General features: G+C 68.4%; 18 protein-coding genes. 7 read left to right on the top strand and 11 right to left on the bottom strand.

Annotation, left to right across the window (positions count from 1 at the left end):
* Positions 1–9: 9 nt before the first annotated feature.
* From AB7E83_RS26815 to flhD, 10 genes are all read right to left on the bottom strand, one after another.
* A complete protein-coding gene (locus AB7E83_RS26815; protein ID WP_428574342.1) occupies positions 10–231 on the bottom strand; it encodes a hypothetical protein in 222 nt (73 codons plus the stop codon).
* Positions 232–608: 377 nt separating this feature from the next.
* Positions 609–1,325 (bottom strand): RNA polymerase sigma factor FliA, encoded by a 717-nt coding sequence (locus AB7E83_RS26810; protein ID WP_428574340.1) that lies wholly within the window; start codon positions 1,323–1,325, stop codon positions 609–611.
* Positions 1,326–1,354: 29 nt separating this feature from the next.
* Positions 1,355–2,101 (bottom strand): MinD/ParA family ATP-binding protein, encoded by a 747-nt coding sequence (locus AB7E83_RS26805; protein ID WP_428574338.1) that lies wholly within the window; start codon positions 2,099–2,101, stop codon positions 1,355–1,357.
* Entirely contained in the window at positions 2,094–3,431 is a 1,338-nt protein-coding gene (flhF, locus tag AB7E83_RS26800; protein ID WP_428574336.1) for a flagellar biosynthesis protein FlhF, read from the bottom strand. The genes AB7E83_RS26805 and flhF overlap by 8 nt, the downstream gene beginning before the upstream one ends.
* Entirely contained in the window at positions 3,428–5,491 is a 2,064-nt protein-coding gene (gene flhA, locus AB7E83_RS26795) for a flagellar biosynthesis protein FlhA (protein WP_428574334.1), read from the bottom strand. Before flhA ends, flhF begins: the two co-directional genes overlap by 4 nt.
* Positions 5,488–6,621 carry an EscU/YscU/HrcU family type III secretion system export apparatus switch protein gene (locus AB7E83_RS26790; protein WP_428574332.1) on the bottom strand — a complete coding sequence of 378 codons (1,134 nt, stop codon included), beginning with the start codon at positions 6,619–6,621 and terminating at the stop codon, positions 5,488–5,490. The genes flhA and AB7E83_RS26790 overlap by 4 nt, the downstream gene beginning before the upstream one ends.
* An 82-nt stretch (positions 6,622–6,703) precedes the next feature.
* Positions 6,704–7,696: a flagellar motor protein MotB gene (gene motB / locus AB7E83_RS26785; RefSeq protein ID WP_428574330.1), complete on the bottom strand. Its 993-nt coding sequence runs from the start codon at positions 7,694–7,696 to the stop codon at positions 6,704–6,706.
* A gap of 58 nt (positions 7,697–7,754) precedes the next feature.
* The gene (motA, locus tag AB7E83_RS26780; protein ID WP_428574328.1) at positions 7,755–8,618 is read right to left on the bottom strand and encodes a flagellar motor stator protein MotA; all 864 of its coding nucleotides are present in this window, start codon (positions 8,616–8,618) and stop codon (positions 7,755–7,757) included.
* Between the two features lie 85 nt (positions 8,619–8,703).
* Positions 8,704–9,240, bottom strand: coding sequence for a flagellar transcriptional regulator FlhC (gene flhC, locus AB7E83_RS26775; RefSeq protein WP_428574326.1), 537 nt, complete (start codon positions 9,238–9,240; stop codon positions 8,704–8,706).
* Positions 9,241–9,250: 10 nt separating this feature from the next.
* Positions 9,251–9,595, bottom strand: coding sequence for a flagellar transcriptional regulator FlhD (gene flhD / locus AB7E83_RS26770; protein WP_428574324.1), 345 nt, complete (start codon positions 9,593–9,595; stop codon positions 9,251–9,253).
* A 255-nt stretch (positions 9,596–9,850) separates the two neighbouring features.
* On the opposite strand from flhD, the gene AB7E83_RS26765 reads away from it, so the two are divergent.
* The 5 genes from AB7E83_RS26765 (at position 9,851) to AB7E83_RS26745 (ending at position 14,538) form a co-directional block, all read left to right on the top strand.
* Complete coding sequence (locus AB7E83_RS26765) at positions 9,851–10,984, top strand: flagellin (RefSeq protein WP_428574322.1); 1,134 nt, start codon at positions 9,851–9,853, stop codon at positions 10,982–10,984.
* 144 nt (positions 10,985–11,128) lie between these two features.
* Complete coding sequence (locus AB7E83_RS26760) at positions 11,129–12,268, top strand: flagellin (protein WP_428574319.1); 1,140 nt, start codon at positions 11,129–11,131, stop codon at positions 12,266–12,268.
* Between the two features lie 26 nt (positions 12,269–12,294).
* Positions 12,295–13,725 (top strand): flagellar filament capping protein FliD, encoded by a 1,431-nt coding sequence (gene fliD, locus AB7E83_RS26755; protein ID WP_428574317.1) that lies wholly within the window; start codon positions 12,295–12,297, stop codon positions 13,723–13,725.
* 59 nt (positions 13,726–13,784) lie between these two features.
* Positions 13,785–14,204: a flagellar export chaperone FliS gene (gene fliS / locus AB7E83_RS26750; RefSeq protein ID WP_428574315.1), complete on the top strand. Its 420-nt coding sequence runs from the start codon at positions 13,785–13,787 to the stop codon at positions 14,202–14,204.
* The gene (locus AB7E83_RS26745) at positions 14,185–14,538 is read left to right on the top strand and encodes a flagellar protein FliT (RefSeq protein ID WP_428574313.1); all 354 of its coding nucleotides are present in this window, start codon (positions 14,185–14,187) and stop codon (positions 14,536–14,538) included. Before fliS ends, AB7E83_RS26745 begins: the two co-directional genes overlap by 20 nt.
* Positions 14,539–14,618: 80 nt before the next feature.
* On the opposite strand, the gene AB7E83_RS26740 is transcribed toward AB7E83_RS26745, so the two are convergent.
* A complete protein-coding gene (locus AB7E83_RS26740) occupies positions 14,619–14,972 on the bottom strand; it encodes a DUF1428 domain-containing protein (protein ID WP_428574311.1) in 354 nt (117 codons plus the stop codon).
* A gap of 393 nt (positions 14,973–15,365) precedes the next feature.
* On the opposite strand from AB7E83_RS26740, the gene AB7E83_RS26735 reads away from it, so the two are divergent.
* Together AB7E83_RS26735 and AB7E83_RS26730 are read left to right on the top strand one after the other, a co-directional pair.
* Positions 15,366–15,797 carry a hypothetical protein gene (locus AB7E83_RS26735; RefSeq protein ID WP_428574309.1) on the top strand — a complete coding sequence of 144 codons (432 nt, stop codon included), beginning with the start codon at positions 15,366–15,368 and terminating at the stop codon, positions 15,795–15,797.
* Positions 15,787–16,699: hypothetical protein (locus tag AB7E83_RS26730; RefSeq protein ID WP_428574307.1), on the top strand; the 913-nt coding region annotated here is incomplete at its 3' end. The genes AB7E83_RS26735 and AB7E83_RS26730, both read left to right, overlap by 11 nt.

Here is a 16,699-nt window from a genome sequence, read left to right as displayed (position 1 = left end):
TCCAGCAATTCAGCCGGGATCGGCGGATGCTCCGCCTTCTGCGCCGCAGCGCTGGTCTTCGGTTTGCGTGGCACTCATGCTCCTTGTCGTCATGTTATGCCTCGCACACAGAATTTCCGACACCCTCGCTTTGCCGTCTGACCCGGTGGCCCAACCAACAAGCATCAGCCGCCAATCCCCTAACTCCGGCACGTTGACCGACAGTTCACCGTCGCTTTCGGCATGATTCACTTCGGCTCCTTGTTGCCTTCCTCACACGCAATCGGACTGAAGCTGGTCTTGACCCGCTTCCACGGAAAGGTATTCGCTTGATTCTTAAGCGCATTGACGCTCCCCCCGAAAACGCGATCGTCTTCAACTAGAGATCGGCCGTTTCCGTTTGCCTTCCCGACCTCATTCTGGCGTACTCGCTCGCGGTCAGATTTCCAAGCGAGCCAGGGGGCCGGCAGTCGTTGTGCGATGCGCGACTAGAGGACTGTCGAAGTGTTCGCGATGTAACCGGCTCACACCGCGCGTCGAGGGAGCGCCGGATACCATGCGACGCTCCTCCGGTCGTTACGAACCACCGAAACCAAAGCGCTTCTTCGTAACGCAGTGCCAGTCCACGTTCACCAAGCCTTCAACCGCGCCCGCAACCTCGCCACCGACTGGCTGTGCAGCTGGCTCACCCGCGACTCGGTCACGCCCAGCACCGCGGCGATCTCCTTCAGGTTCATGTCGTGCTCGTAGTACATGCTCATCACGTACTGCTCGCGCTGCGGCAGGTCGCCGATGGCGGCGACGAGCGCTTCGCGAAAGCGCCGGTCGGCGAGCTGGCCCGCCGGGTCGGATTGCGTGTCGGGCGCCACATGGCGGTCGAGATAGTGGGTGTCGCCCTCCTCCGCCTCGTAGTCGTCGCAGTACACGAGCTGCGCGCCGCGCACGTCGACCAGCATCGCGTGATAGTCGTCGAGCGTCACGTTCAGACGCTGCGCGATCTCGGCGTCGCTCGGCGCGCGCTTCAGTTCGTGCTCGAGCGCGCGCACCGCCTCGGCGATGTCGCGCTGGCTCTTGCGCACGGACCGCGGCACCCAGTCGGTGCCTCGCAGTTCGTCGAGCATCGCGCCGCGCACGCGCTGCATCGCGAACGTCTCGAACTGCGCGCCGTGCCCCTGTTCGTAGCGCTGCATCGCGTCCATGAGGCCGATCACGCCGGCCTGCACGAGATCGTCCATCTCGACGTTGGCGGGCAGGCGGCCGATCATGCGCGCGGCGGCGCGCCGCACCATGGGCAGGTAGTTCTCGATGCCCTGCCGCGTGGCGAGGGTGCCTTTGGCTGTGTACATGGGTTTCTCCTTCTCCTCGAGGCAAGCCCTCAGGCCGGCGCGAGCGGCACCGCCGCGGTCTGCAACAAGGCCTGCGCGGTGCGCATGAATGCGTCCGCGGCCACGCCCGCTGCCGCGGCGACGGGCAGGCTGCCTGCGTACGCGACCTCGGCATTCAGGAACCGGCTCGCCGCACCGGCCAGGCGCGCATGCGCGCCGCGCGCGTCCGCCTCGCTGCGCGCCTCGCGCACGACGCAGGCGAAGCGGCGGTAGCCGAACTCTTCGGCCAGGCACTTCGCGACGCCGTAGCCTCCGACCACGCCGTCGCCTGCGGCATCGACCCCGAGCACCGGCACGGACGAGCGCGGCGATGCCAGCGAAGCGAGCTCGTTCGGCGCCATCGCGAGCAGCAGGTCGTCGAATCCGTGCGACAGGCGCGCGAAGCCTTCGAGCAGGCGCGCCGCGGGTGCGCCCGACGCCACGAACTCGTCGACGCCGCGGTCGGCGCGCAGCACGTACACGCCGTCGGCGGTCGGCCGTGCGACCTCGTCGAACTCGCGTTCACCGTGCAGCAGATCCACGAGTTCGTGGCGCAGCCTCAGGCCGAAGGCGCCGGCCACGACCCCGCGGCCCGCATCCAGCACCATCGGCTTTCGGCCGAGCGCGCGCAAGGCACATGCGAGCTGCGCGATCCACGGCTGCGGCGACCCCGCCGCGACCGGGAACGCGAGCAGCGCCAGGCGCGGCGCGGCGACGAGCCGGCGCAGGCCGCTTGCCTGATCCAGCCCTTCAAGCATGCAGTTCTCCGCGCGTCGCGCGCGCGGGCGGCGCGGTCAGCAGGAGGCCGAGCTCGTCGTCGTCCGGCAGGTAGGCGCTGTTCGCGGGCTTCATCAGCGCCTTCTGCGCGAGCAGCGGCGCGCGCGGCGCGTGCCAGTCTTCCGGGACGCGCTGGCCGTTGGCGAAACCCTCCACGACCAGCTTGTGACGTACGGCCACGTCGACCACGGCGCCGCACTTCACGGCCTCGTCGAGCTTGGTGATGACGCAGCGCGTGCCGCCGCCGCCCCCATAGGCACGCACGACTTCGTCGAGCATCTCGCCCTGCGCCGTTGCGTTCAGGACGAGCAGGCGCCGCACGCGCGACGCGGGCAGTGTCGAAAACAGCTCCGGCAGACGGCGGTCGCGCTGGCCGAGGCCGACCGTGTCGATCAGCACGAGCTTCTTGTTGACGAAGAGGTCGAGCAGTTCGCCGAGCGCCGCGCCGTCGCGCGCGGTGTGCACGGGGATGCCGAGGATGCGGCCGTAGGCGCGCAGCTGGTCCGACGCGGCCATGCGGTACGTGTCGACGGTGATGAGGCCGACCGAGGCCGCGCCGTGCTGCAGCGCGAACTTCGCGGCGATCTTCGCGGTCGTGGTGGTCTTGCCGACGCCGGTGGGACCGACGAGCGCGAACACGCCGCCTTGCTGCTGGATGGCTTCGGCTTCGCTGCAGCGCAGGTTGTGCGCGAGGATCTGCGCGAGCCACTGCTCGGCGTCGGGCGCGTCGGCGGGCAGCGCATCGACGAAGCGGCGCGCGAGCGCGGGCGAGAAGCCGTTGCCGATCATGAGCCGCAGGAGGCGGGTCTGCGCGGGCGAGCGCCGCACCGAGTCGAACCACGCGAGGCCGGCGATCTGGTTCGTGATCGTGCTGCGCATCTGCCGCAGCTCGTCCATCAGCTCGTCCGCCGGATGCGTCTGCGCCGCCGCCGCATACGGCGTGCGCGCAAGGACCGTCGACGCGGTCGCCGGGGATGCCGCCGACTCGCGCGCGAGCGCCTCCCGGGCAAAGCGGCCGGGTTCGGTCGGCGGGACGCGCGGCGCCGGGTCGGCGGGGAGCGCCGCTTCCTGCCGCTGCCGCTCGCGCACGAAGTCCTGGAAGGACATCGTGCTCATGGGTTCCGCGGCTGCGGCGGGCTGAGCGGGCGGAGCCTCGGCGGCGGCGGCGACTTCCGACCCCGGCATCGCGAGGATCTCGACACCGCCCGGCACGGCGCGGTTGGACAGCACGACGCCGCCGTCGCCGAAGGCGGCGCGGGCCTGGGCCATCGCCTCGCGGGCGTTGCGGCCGACAAAACGTCTGACGTTCATGGGTGGACTCCGATGACTCGCTGGATCTGGATGGAATGGGTGCGCGGCACTTCCGAGTGCGCCAGCACGTGCAGGCGCGGCGCCTTGCGGCGCAGCAGGCGCGCAAGCGCCGAGCGCACGCGGTCGGGCACGAGCAGGCAGGCCGGCAGGCCCACTTCCTCCTGCAGCCGCGCGGCGGTGGCCGCCTGTTCGCACAGCAGCTCGCCCATCGCGGGGTCGAGCGGCGCGGCGGACTGCGGCGCGAAGGCCTGCACGACCACCTGCTCGAGCCCCGGCTCGATGGCGACGACGCCCAGCTCCTTCGCCGGGCCGTAGAGGTGCTGCACGATGGCGGGCGCGAGGCCGACGCGCACGGCGCGCGTCAGCTCCTCGGCATCGGCGGCCGCCGGCTGTTCGGACAGGATCTCCACGATGCCGCAGAAGTCCCGGATATGAACCGTCTCGTCGAGCAGGTTGCGCAGCACCTTGTGCAGCACCGGCAGGGGAACGAGCTTGGGCACGGTCTCGTCGAGCAGCGAGGGCGCGAACTTGCGGGCGTGCGCGAGCAGGTCCTGCAACTCGGCGCGGCCGAGCAGCGCGGCGGCCTGCGACTGCATGACGTGATTGATATGCGTGGCAACGACGGTCGCCGCGTCCACGACGGTGAAGCCCGCGGCCTGCGCGTCCTCGCGCGTGCGCGCTTCGATCCACACGGCATCGAGGCCGAAGGCGGGGTCCGTCGTGGCGGTGCCGGGCAGCACGATCTTGATGTGCCCCGGATTGATCGCCATGTACATGCCGCCGAAGGCCTGGCCCTCGCCCGCGACCACGCCCTTGAGCACGATGCGGTAGGCCGACGGATGCAGTTCGAGGTTGTCGCGGATGTGGACGGCGGGCGGAAGGAAGCCGACCTCCGCCGCGAACTTCTTGCGCACGCCCTTGATGCGGCCCAGCAGGTCGCCGCCCTGCTCGCGGTCCACGAGCGCGATGAGACGGTAGCCCACCTCGAGTCCGAGCGCATCGACCGGCGCGACGTCGTCCCAGCTCGCCTCGGCCCCCGGCGCCGCGGCGCGCGGCGCTTCGGGCGGCTTCGCCTGGCGCTGCGCCGCGACCTTGGCGAGCATCCAGGCGCTCCAGCCGCAGGCGCCCGCGAGGATCAGGAAGGGGATGTGCGGCATGCCCGGCACGAGGCCCAGCACGCCGAGCACGGCGCCGGTGAGGCCGAGCGCGCGGGGGATCGAGAACACCTGGCCCGCGATCTGCTCGCCGATGTCGTCGTCACCGACGCGCGAGACGACCAGGCCGGCCGCGACCGAGATCACGAGCGCGGGAACCTGCGCGACGAGGCCGTCGCCGATGGCGAGCAGCACGTAGTTCTCGGCCGCGCCCGCGAGCGGCATGCCGTGCTGCAGCGTGCCGATGACCAGCCCGCCCACCATGTTGATGAACAGGATCATGATGCCGGCGATGGCGTCGCCGCGCACGAACTTGGACGCGCCGTCCATCGAGCCGTAGAACTCAGCTTCCTGCGTCACCTCGCGGCGGCGGCGGCGCGCGTCCTTCTCGTCGATGCTGCCGGCCGCGAGGTCGGCGTCGATGGCCATTTGCTTGCCCGGCATCGCGTCGAGCGCGAAGCGCGCCGACACCTCCGCGATGCGGCCCGCGCCCTTGGTGATGACGACGAAGTTGATGATGGTGAGGATGGCGAACACCACCAGGCCGACGGCGAAGCTGCCGCCGACAAGAAAGTGCGCGAACGATTCGATCACCTGTCCGGCCGCGCCGGGGCCGGTGTGCCCGTTCAGCAGCACCGCGCGCGTCGACGCCACGTTGAGCGACAGACGCAGCAGCGTCGTGACCAGCAGCACGCTCGGGAAGCTCGCGAAGTCGAGCACGCGGCGCGTGTAGGCGGCCACCATGAGCACGACCAGCGACACGGCGATGTTGAACGTGAACAGCAGGTCGAGCGCGAAGGCCGGCATCGGCACCAGCATCATCGCCAGCACCATCACCATGATCAGCGGCGCGCCCAGGGCGCGCGGACCGGGCATCGGCGCGGGCAGCGACTTCAGGAAGCTCATGCGCCAGCCTCCTTCGGATCCAGCCCCGGCGGCACCTCGATCGCGGGCGGCGGCGGCGCGCGGCGCGCATCGCGCAATCGCATCACCCAGGCCAGCACCTGCGCGACGGCGGTGTAGAGCTCCACCGGAACTTCGGCGCCGACGTCGCCGTGGCGATACAGCGCGCGCGCGAGCGGCGGCGCCTCGAGCACAGGGACGCGGGAGGCAGCGGCCACCTCCCGGATCTTCAGCGCCAGGTGGTCCGTGCCCATCGCGACCACGCGCGGCGCGCCCATCGTGGCGTCGTCGTATGCGAGCGCGACGGCGTAGTGCGTCGGGTTCGTGATGACGACGCTGGCCGTCGGCACGTCGGCGAGCATGCGGCCGCGCGACAGTTCGCGCGCGCGGCGCCGGCGCTCGCCCTTCAGGTGCGGATCGCCATCGGACTCCTTGTGCTCCTTGCGCGCCTCCTCGTGCGTCATGCGCAGCTCGCTGAAATAGCGCCAGAGCTGCAGCGGCACGTCGGCGAGCGCCGAGAGGAAGCACACGCCCGCGAGCAGCGCGAGGCCGGCCGCGATCCACGCGAAGCCCGCGTCGAGCGCGGCGGCGAGCGGCATGCGCGCGATGGTGTCGACGTCCGCGGCATGCTCGACGATGTGCCAGCCCGCCGCGCCGAGCATCGCCCCGGCGGCGACGACGAGGCGCGCGTGCTCCAGCCACTGGCGCGGCGAGACGATGCGCACAAGGCCGGAGAACGGATCGACGCGGCTGAACTTCGGCTCGAGCGCCTGGCCCGCGACGTTCCAGCCGCCGATGGCGAGGCTGGTCGCCGCGAAACACAGCGCAGCCGCCGCGCCGAGCGGCACGATCAGCTTCAGCGCCTCGCTCGCGAAGAACGCGAGGCGCGGCGTCATCTGCGCGGCGTCGAAGGCGGCGGTACGGTCGAACCGGAGCGCGCCCGCGACGATCGTCAGCGACTGGCGCGCAAGCCACGGGCCGGCGCCCGTCACGATCGCCAGCAGCGCGAGCGCCGCGGCCAGGTGCGTCAGTTCGCGCGAACGCGGAACGCGACCTTCCTCGCGCGCCTGCTCGAGGCGCCGCTGCGACGCCGGCAACTGGCGGTCTTCACGGCTGGCTTCGGATTCGGACATGCACGCGGGGGAAGGATGGAACGGTGTCCATCTTCGAGTCCGCGTGCAAATCCGAAGCCGCGATGAAAGGGGTGAATCCCCGTCACTTCCCCGCCGGACGATCCGGCGTGCTCGCCGGCGCAAGCGGCGGCTTCGACGGGGACGCCGCTTCGCGCCGCGTGAGGATGTTCTCGAGCGCCTGCGCTTCCGACACCGGCACCTCCGCGCCGGGTTGCCAGCGCTCCGAACCGATTTCGCCGAGCACGAGGATCGAGATGCGCCGGTTGAGCGGACTCAGCGGGTCGGCCGGATTGAAATGCACCGACGAGCCGAGCCCCAGCACGCGCACCACCCGGTCCTCCGCCAGCCCGCCCGCCAGCAATTCGCGGCGCGACGCGTTCGCGCGGTCGGACGACAGCTCCCAGTTCGAATAGCCGCGCTCTCCGCCGGCGTAGGGCGATGCGTCGGTGTGGCCGGAGAGCACCACGCGCGCGCCCGCTTCGTCGACGAGGCGTCCGATGCTTCGCATCAGCTCGCGCGTGTAGTCCTTCACCCGCGCGCTGCCCGCGTCGAACATCGGGCGGCCCTGGTCGTCGACGATCTGGATGCGCAGCCCGTCGGCCGTGATGTCCATGCGCAGTTGCGCGCGCAGCGCGCCGAGCGTGGGGCTGGCCTGCAGCGCCGCCTCGATGCGCGTCTGCACCTCGCGCATGCGCGCGGCATCGGCCGCCTGCACCTCGGCGCGCAGCGCCTGCAGGTTGTAGCTGCGCGAGGGCGCCTGGACATCGCCGCGCCTCTCGTTGCCGTTGGTCCGCGTGAGGTTGGTGCCGCCGCCCTTGACGATGCTGGAACTGTCGCCCGAGCCGGAGCCGCCGGCCAGCGCCACCTTCAGCGGGCTCTGGAAATACGAGGCGATGCCCTGCAGGTCGCCCTGTGCCGTGGAGCCGAGCAGCCACATGAGAAGGAAGAAGGCCATCATGGCCGTCACGAAGTCGGCGTACGCGATCTTCCACGCGCCGCCATGGTGGCCACCGTGGCCTCCTTTCTTCACCCGCTTGACGATGACGGGCTGCAGTTTTCCGGTCGCGGCGCTCATTCGAGAACCTCCGTGCTCCGCACTGCGGTGCGAGCGCCAAGGAGCGGTCCGGCGGCGCTCATGCGGGTTTCCTCTTCACGTGCTGCTCGAGCTCGCTGAAGCCGGGCCGCTCGGTGGAATACAGCACCTTGCGGCCGAATTCCAGCGCGACGGCGGGCGCATAGCCCTGCACACTCGCGAGCAGCGTGGTCTTCACGCACTGCAGTTCCTTGGTCGCCTCGTCCACTTTCTGGTTCGCGAGCTGCGCGAGCGGACTCACGAAGCCGTAGGCCATCAGGATGCCGAGGAAGGTGCCGACCAGCGCGCCCGCGATCATCTGGCCCAGCACCGCGGGCGAGGCGCCGACCGACGCCATCGTCTTCACGACGCCGAGCACGGCGGCCACGATGCCGAACGCGGGCAGGCCGTCGCCCACCGCCTGGATCGCCGCGGCGGGCACCGACGCCTCGTGATGATGCGTATCGATCTCGTTGTCCATCAGGCTCTCGAGCTCGTGCGCGTTGAGGTTGCCCGAGACCATCATGCGCAGGTAGTCGGTGATGAACTCCATCAGGTGATGGTCCGCGACGATCAGCGGGTACTTCGTGAAGAGCGGACTCTCGTTCGGCTTCTCGACGTCGCCCTCGATCGACATCAGGCCCTCCTTGCGCGCCTTGACGAGCACGTCGTAGAGCAGCGCCATGAGCTCCATGTAGCGCGCCTTGTTGTGCTTGGAGCCCTTCAGCAGGCTCGGCAGGAACTTGAAGGTCGCCTTGATCGTCTTGCCGTTGTTGCCGACGAGGAAGGCGCCGGCCGCGGCGCCGCCGATCACGAAGAGCTCGTGCGGCGCGGCGTGGAGGATGACGCCGAACTGGCCGCCCGCGATCGCGTAGCCCCCGAGCACGCAGCCGATCACGACGATGTAGCCGACGATGATGAACATCTTGCAAGACCCCTGAAGTGGCGCGGCGGGCTGCCGCGTCGTCACTCCCGGTCTATCGGCCCCGGCGCCGGGGACTTGAGGCGTTTCAGTGGATCGCGCCGGGCCGGCGGCTCTTGCCCGCGCGCGCGGGCGGCTTGCACAGGCCGCACACGAACGACTCGAAGCCCGCGCCGTATTCGTGCGTGTGCGTGACGAAGCGCCCGCCGCAGTGCGCGCAGCCGGTGAGGCACAGCATGCCGCTGTCGACGAACTTCACGAGGCGCCATGCGCGCGTGATCGACAGCGCCGGCTCCACGCCGAGCGTCGCGGCCTCTTCGCCGTAGAGACGCCAGCTCTTGATCAGCAGTTCGCCGCTGTCGAGCGCGCTCGACTTGTCGAGCGCCTCGTGGATGTTGAGGAAGAGCGACGAATGGATGTTCGGCTGCCACGACGTGAACCAGTCCGTGGAGTAAGGCAGCTGGCCCTTGGACGGCGAGCGGCCCGTCACCTCCTTGTAGAGGCGGACCAGCCGCTCGTGCGACAGGCTGGTCTCGCCCTGCAGCACCGCCATGCGGGCGCCCAGGCCGATCAGCTCGATCGCGCGCGCGACCTGCGTGGATTCGTTCACGAGGCTCTTGGTCATGACGGCGCCCTCACGCGGCGGCCGCGGACGCGCGTCGGCCCGCCATCAGCACGCTCGCATGCAGGTAGTCCGCGCTGCCGCCCGTGGCGGCGCCGGCCGACGAAGGCGCATGCGAATCGCTCAGCAGGCTCCAGATCAATTCGTCGTCGAAGCGCATCGCGCACAACAGCATGGGCCGCGAAGCGATGCGAACGAGTTGCTGCGGGGACATCTGCGCCACCAGCCCGGCGACGTGCTCGTCCATGCCCAGGCGATACAGCGCCTGCACCTTGTCGCTGCGGATCTGCGACTGGGCAAAGAGGAGAAACGAGAGATTCAGGTCGCGAATCTCGTTGAGAACTTGCTGGCTGGACATGACACTCCTTTTATTTTCGACGTCCCGGATATCTGATTTGCAAGCAATTGTTGCGTTGACGGGGGGCGATCTTGGCGCTGGAAGTTACAGGTCTCCATAAGAAAATTGCCTAAACGCAGCTTTTTCGAAACAAGTGCTCAAGCTCGGGTCGATCGCGCCGAAGAGGGTGGGACGGGGACAACGCCCCGATGGGCCGCGACAGATGCGCGGCGTGTCCACCACACTTCGGCCTGCGGGCCATTCGAGGAATCTGAAATGGCTTCTGTCATCAACACCAACATCGCATCGCTCAACACGCAGCGCAACCTGGGCGCCTCCCAGGCGTCCCTCAACACGTCGATCCAGCGCCTGTCGACCGGCCTGCGCATCAACAGCGCCAAGGACGACGCCGCCGGCCTCGCCATCGCCGAACGCATGAACGCGAAGGTGCGCGGCCTGAACGTCGCCTCGCGCAACGCCAACGACGGCGTCTCCCTCGCGCAGACCGCCGACGGCGCGCTCGGCAAGGTGGGCGACATGATCCAGCGCATGCGCGAACTCGCGGTGCAATCGTCCAACGCCACCAACACCTCGGCCGACCGCTCGGCGCTGCAGCAGGAGGTGAGCGAGCTGAAGTCGGAGATCGACCGCGTCGCGGGCACCACCGCATTCAACGGCACCAAGCTCCTGGACGGCAGCTTCTCCGCGGCCAAGTTCCAGGTCGGCGCGGATGCCGGCGAGAGCATCACGATCTCCAGCATCACCAATGCGCAGCTCGCCGGCATGGGCGTCGTCAACCGCGCCGCCACGCAAAGCAGCACGGCGATCACGACGCTCACGGCCACGTCGCTCGGCGACCTCACCGTGAACGGCACCGACATCGGCGTGCTCTCCGCGGCCGGCACCACGCAGGAGCGCCAGGCGCAGGTGGTCGACGCGATCAACCGCGTCAGCACCACCACCGGCGTCGGCGCGTTCTACGATGCGCAGAACAACGTGATCGCGCTCACGTCCTCGGGCAACATCACGCTGACCGGCGCGGCCGGCGCCAAGGTCGGCTTCGTCGCCGCGGACTCCGCCACGGCCGCGGCCAGCGCGAACATGGCATCGCTCGACATCAGCTCCTACGGCGGCGCGCAACTCGCCATCCAGCAGGCCGACGCCGCGCTCGCGCAGGTGAACGGCGCGCGCGCGAAGCTCGGCGCGGTGCAAAGCCGCTTCGAGTCCGCGGTCGCCAACATCCAGATCGCGTCGGAGAACACCACGGCCGCGCGTTCGCGCATCATGGACACCGACTTCGCGGCGGAAACGGCCAACCTCACGCGCTCGCAGATCCTGCAGCAGGCCGGCAACGCGATGCTCGCGCAGGCCAACCAGCTGCCGCAGCAGGTCCTGAGTCTCCTGCGTTGACGCAGGCCGGCGGATTTCGAAAAGAGCCGAAACTCCGCCGCTTCTCTGCGCATCGCGCCGGGCCGAAGCCGTTCACATTCACGGTATCGGCCCGGCCCTGGCGTTTCCAGATCCGGATGAGAAACCTTTCCCGAGGGAGAGTCCATGCCTTCCGTGATCAACACCAACCTCGCCTCGCTCAACACGCAGCGCAACCTGACCGCGTCGCAGGGCGCCCTGAACACGTCGATCCAGCGCCTGTCCACCGGCCTGCGCGTCAACAGCGCCAAGGACGACGCCGCCGGCCTCGCCATCGCCGAGCGAATGAATGCGCAGGTGCGCGGCCTGACCGTGGCCGCGCGCAACGCGAACGACGGCGTGTCGCTCGCGCAGACGGCCGAAGGCGCGCTCGGCAAGGTGGGCGACATGATCCAGCGCATCCGGGAGCTCGCGGTCCAGTCGTCCAACGCGACGAACAGCGCCTCGGACCGCACCGCGCTGCAGCAGGAAGCGGCGGAGCTGAAGGCCGAGATCGACCGCGTCGCGACTTCGTCGAACTTCAACGGCACGAAGCTGCTGGACGGCAGCTTCTCGTCGGCGAAGTTCCAGGTCGGCGCCGACGCCAACGAGAACATCACCATCGGCGGCATCACCAACGCGCAGCTCGCGGGCATGGGCGTCGTCAATCGCGCCGCCACGCAAAGCGGCACCGCGATCACGTCGCTCACGGCGACGTCGCCCGGCGACCTCACCGTCAACGGCATCGACATCGGCGTGCTGCCCGCCGTCGGCACGACGCAGGAGCGGCAGGCGCAGGTGGTCGACGCCATCAACCGCATCGGCACGACCACGGGCGTCGGCGCCTACTTCGACGTGCAGAGCAACGCGATCGTGCTCACGGCCTCGGGCAACATCACGCTGACCGGCGCGGCCGGCGCAAAGGTCGGCTTCGTCGCCGCCGACTCCGCCACGGCATCGGCCAGCGCCAACATGGCGTCGCTCGACATCGGCTCGTACGGCGGGGCGCAGCTCGCCATCCAGCAGTGCGATTCGGCGCTGGCGCAGGTGAACGGCGCGCGCGCCAAGCTCGGCGCGGTGCAGAGCCGCTTCGAAACGGCGGTGGCCAACATCAACATCGCCGCGGAGAACACGACGGCCGCGCGCTCGCGCATCATGGACACCGACTTCGCGGCCGAGACGGCCAACCTCACGCGCGCGCAGATCCTGCAGCAGGCCGGCAACGCGATGCTCACGCAGGCGAACCAGTTGCCGCAGCAGGTGCTGAGCCTCCTTCGCGGCGGTTGATCGTCACGTAGCCCGGACAACGGCCCGTGCCCAGCATCAGCAGCACCGGCGTCGGCAGCGGACTCGACGTCAACACGATCGTCAGCTCGCTCATGGCCGTGGAGCAGCGGCCGCTCACGCAGTTGCAGACGCAGGCCGGCACGCTGCAGACGCGCATCTCGGCCTACGGGACGCTGAAGAGCCAGATCGCCGCGCTCGGCGACGTCGCGACGCGGCTCGCAACGCCTGCCAACTGGTCGACATACCGCGTCGACAGCGGCGACGCCTCGGCGCTGTCCGCGGTCGCGAGCACGAGCGCGGCCGCGGGCACGCACAGCCTCGAGGTGACGCAACTCGCGCAGCCGCAGGTCCTCGCGAGCGGCCCGCGCCCGAATTCGGCGGCAGTCCTCGGAACGGGCACGCTCACGATCGAACTCGGAACGACCGCTCTGGGCGTGTTCACGCCCAGGGCGGGCTCGTCGCCTGTCTCCATTCCCATCGGCGCGGGCTCGTCGTCCCTCGCCGGCATTCGCGATGCGATCAATGCCGCCGCCGCGGGCGTCACGGCGAGCGTCGTCACGGGCGCGGACGGCGCACGCCTGGTGCTGCGCGGCGCGGACGGCGCGGCGAGTTCGATGCGCGTGACGATCGCCGACGACGACGGCGATTCGTCCGACGGCTCGGGCCTCTCCGCCCTCGCCTACGATCCGGCGGCGCCTGACGGCGCGGGCCGCAATCTCTCGCAGACGCAGGCCGCGCAGGATGCGCTGTTCAAGATCGACGGCGTGGCCGTGTCGAGCGCGACCAACGCGCCGGCCAACGCGCTCGAAGGCGTGACCCTCACGCTCAAGCAGGTCACGACGAAGCCCGTGGCCTTCACGGTCGCGGTGGAGACGATGGCCGTCCGCAAGAACGTCAACGATTTCGTGAACGCGTACAACGGCCTGAGCAAGCTGCTCGCGCAACAGACGCAGGCCGACCCCTCGGGCGCCGCGCGCGGGCCTCTGAACGCGGACTCCACCGCTTCGTCCCTGCTCGTGTCGCTGCGCGGCATGCTGCTCGGCACGGTCGCGGGCGCGGGCGCGCCCGCGTCGCTCTCCGCGGCCGGCATCGAAGTGCAGCGCGACGGCACGCTGCTCGTGAACGAGAGCAAGCTCGCGCCCTTGCTGGCCGCGCCGGCGAAACTCGCGAACCTGTTCGCGCAGGCGCAACAGGGCGGCGATGCGTCGTCGCGCGGCTTCGGCGTGCGCTTCAAGGCCTGGGCGCAGGCGCTCGGCGCCGACAGCGGCCCGCTCGCGTCGCGCATCGACGGCCTCAAGCGCAATGCGACCACGCTCCAGAAGCGGCAGAGCGCGGAGCAGGACCGCCTGGAGCGCACCGAATCGAGACTGCGCGCGCAGTACCAGCAACTCGACACGCAGATGTCGGGACTGAACGCGCGCCTCGCGCAGATGAAGAGCGCGCTGGGCCTCGCCTGAGGGGCGATATCGCTCAAGCCGCGCGCGATGCGGCCGATAACTGGGGGAAGGATTTCAACATGTTCACCTCGCTCCTCCAGCCCATCCAGAATTACCGCCTGATCGGCACCGCCACCTCCGTGTCGCAGGCCGACCCGCACCAGCTCGTCATGCTGCTGTTCGACGGCGCGATCGCCGCGATCCTGCAGGCGCGCCATGCGCTCGCCACGGGCGACACCGAAACGCGCCTCGCGACCGTGTCGCGCGCGATGCGCATCATCGACGAAGGCCTGAAGGCCTCGGTCGAGACGCGCGGCGACGCCGAACTCGCCGCCAACCTGCGCGCGCTGTACGAGCACATGGTCTCGCGGCTTTTCATCGCCAACCTGCATCACAGCGACGTGCCGCTGGCCGAAGTCGCCCGCCTGCTCGGCGAGCTGCGCACGGCCTGGTCGGAAATCGCGCCGAGGGCCGACGGCCATGCCGACTTTCACGCCTGAGGCGCGCATGGCGACGCGCGGCGAGCCGAGCGAGATGCTGCGCCAGTACCTCGCGCTGGAGCGGGCGAGCGAAGAGATGCTGCGCGCCGCGCGCAGCGGCGACTGGGACAGCGTGTGTCGAATCGAAGGGGCCTGCACCGTGATCGTCACGCGGCTGCGCGAGCAGCTGCTGCACGGCCAGCCGCCGGCGCACGAGCAGGCGGAGCGCACGCGCATCCTGCACGCCATCCTGGCGAACGACGCCGCGGTGCGCGAGCTCTGCCAGCCGTCGACGTCGATCCTCGACCTGGAGGAGATCGCGAATTCGCTGCCGGCGAACAAGCGGCTGCACTAGTTGCGTGGGCGTCGGCTCGCGGCCGAGAACTCAGGGGAAACGAGCCTGTTTCCACGAATCCATCGAGGACGCCTGCAAGGTCATCTCTTCTCCAGGATGACCTGGAATCCGCCGAAGATCATGCGCTGGCCGTCGAAGGGCATGTTCTTCATGTCCTCCATGCGCGGGTCCGCCATGAACTTCTTCATGCCTTCGTCCCGCACGGCCTTCGACGGCCAGGTGACCCACGAGAAAACGACCACCTCGTCGTCCTTGCGCTTCACGGCCATCGAGAACGATGTGACCTTGCCCTCGGGCACGTCGTCGCCCCAGGTCTCGACGATCTCCAGCGCGCCGCATTCCTTGAAGAGCTGCGCGGCCAGGGTGGCCTGCTTCAGGTACTCTTCCTTCTTCGCGGCCGGCACCGCGATCACGAATCCGTCGACGTAGTTCATGCTGAGTTCTCCTTGTTCGGCCGTGCGCGGAATTGCGACGCCTCGAGAACACGACGCACGAGCGCTCGCGGTCTCGACAACTCGATGTAACGTATCGCAGCTCGACCGCCCGGCTTCGTGTCATGCCGGGCTCGGCCCGAAAGCATCAATTCAACACAAAGGTTCCCGGATGGCGACACCGGAAAGGGCGGACATGCGAATGCGCTGGTGGCGGTGCATCTGGCCAAGAAGAAGTAGTGGCGCGCTCGGCTGGAGCGGAAATTGATGTGAGCCTCTAAGTTCTAACGTCAGCGGTACACTGATCGGATGAGACCCCCGCCACGCCCGAAGCTGCCTCCTCGTGACTCGGATAATCTAGGCCGTGCGTTGCTCGAGCATCCGCCGAATGATCTCTTGACCGAGCTGAAAAGCAAGATTCACTACAAGGGCTACAGCAAGCACAAGAAGGCACCGGAGGCATTCGGGTTGCCGCCCTACATGAAAAGACGAGGCGACGCCACTCTATGCGACGAGCACGCCGGATTCAGACCAGTCGATATGGGTTTGCTTCCGTCGATGTTGGAACGAGGACTCAAATCAGGACTTGTCGGCAAAGGCGACATCGTCTGGACAGTCTTCGACAATGGATGGATCATGGAATGTCGGGTGACAAATCGAATTTCGCGCGAGTACCATGGCTATCCGGTGCGTCCCGGAGAAGCCATTGCCGAAGGCGTCTACAGGCGATTCGCTGCATATGTGCGCAATTCTCGGAGTTCGACATCCGGTGAGCGCGCTGCGATGGTGAACTGCAAAGCGATGTACGAGACCTCAGATGAAATCTGAATTCGAGATTGAACTCCTCGACGTGAGTCCAGGCGACACGGTCGCGCCGCTGTGCATTCGTGCCGGAGGAGAGGTTTTCACTCGACTCTTCCGCTTCGATTCCGCCGAATATGACGACTATGTTGAAGCCGATCCGAGAAAGCTTGCTTTTTGGCTGGTGGACAACTACTGGCGACTGCGGTGGGAATGTCCGCCAACGAGCGGACTCAGGACGACCGAGTGGAGGCTTCGGCATGAGCTGACTGCGATTGGCGAATATGCATGGCCCCGACTCACGATTTGGGGAGATGGTCCAGAAGTGTGGCTTCAGAGCGTTCCGGATCTACCGGGAATTCCGGGGCCAGTCAAATTCCTGGATGAGTGCAGCGTCGCGATACGCGGCGCTTCTTTCGAGACTGGTGTTCGAACTTTTCTTTCGAACGTCATCGACAGCTTCTCCTCGTCCGCCACGGACACGGAGGCGCTGCGCGCCCTGAACTTCGCCTGGCAAAAAGAACTTGCAGAGTCGTCGATTGCGACTTGGCGCAAGCGAGAGGCTCAGTGCGGATTCGATGTCGACGAGGCTCCCGAAGAGTTGATGTACCGGCTCGAAGTACTGGCCCAGGATTTCGGCGACGAGTCGATCGGCGAAGCCACACAAGCTGTTCCCGGATCGAAAGGAGCGGACGTTTTGCAGGATTGCCTCAATGAGGCCAGGGACGCGGGTCTCTCTTGTAATTTTGCAGACGTCGTCTCGCATTTCATTCCGCATCACGTTGCAGCCAAATTCGAACTGGCGTGGCCCGAGGCAGAATCGATCGCAGAGGAAATGCGAGGGAACTACGGCTTAGGCAATGGTCCGCTTCCCAGCAAACAGTTGTTCGCCATTCTTGGGCTCACCAGTCGCGCATTCGACACGTTGA

Source organism: Ramlibacter sp. (assembly GCF_050250995.1).
Classification (GTDB): domain Bacteria; phylum Pseudomonadota; class Gammaproteobacteria; order Burkholderiales; family Burkholderiaceae_C; genus Ramlibacter.
Note: the sequence above shows the minus strand (reverse complement) of the source record. Positions and strands in the feature narration are given on the sequence as shown.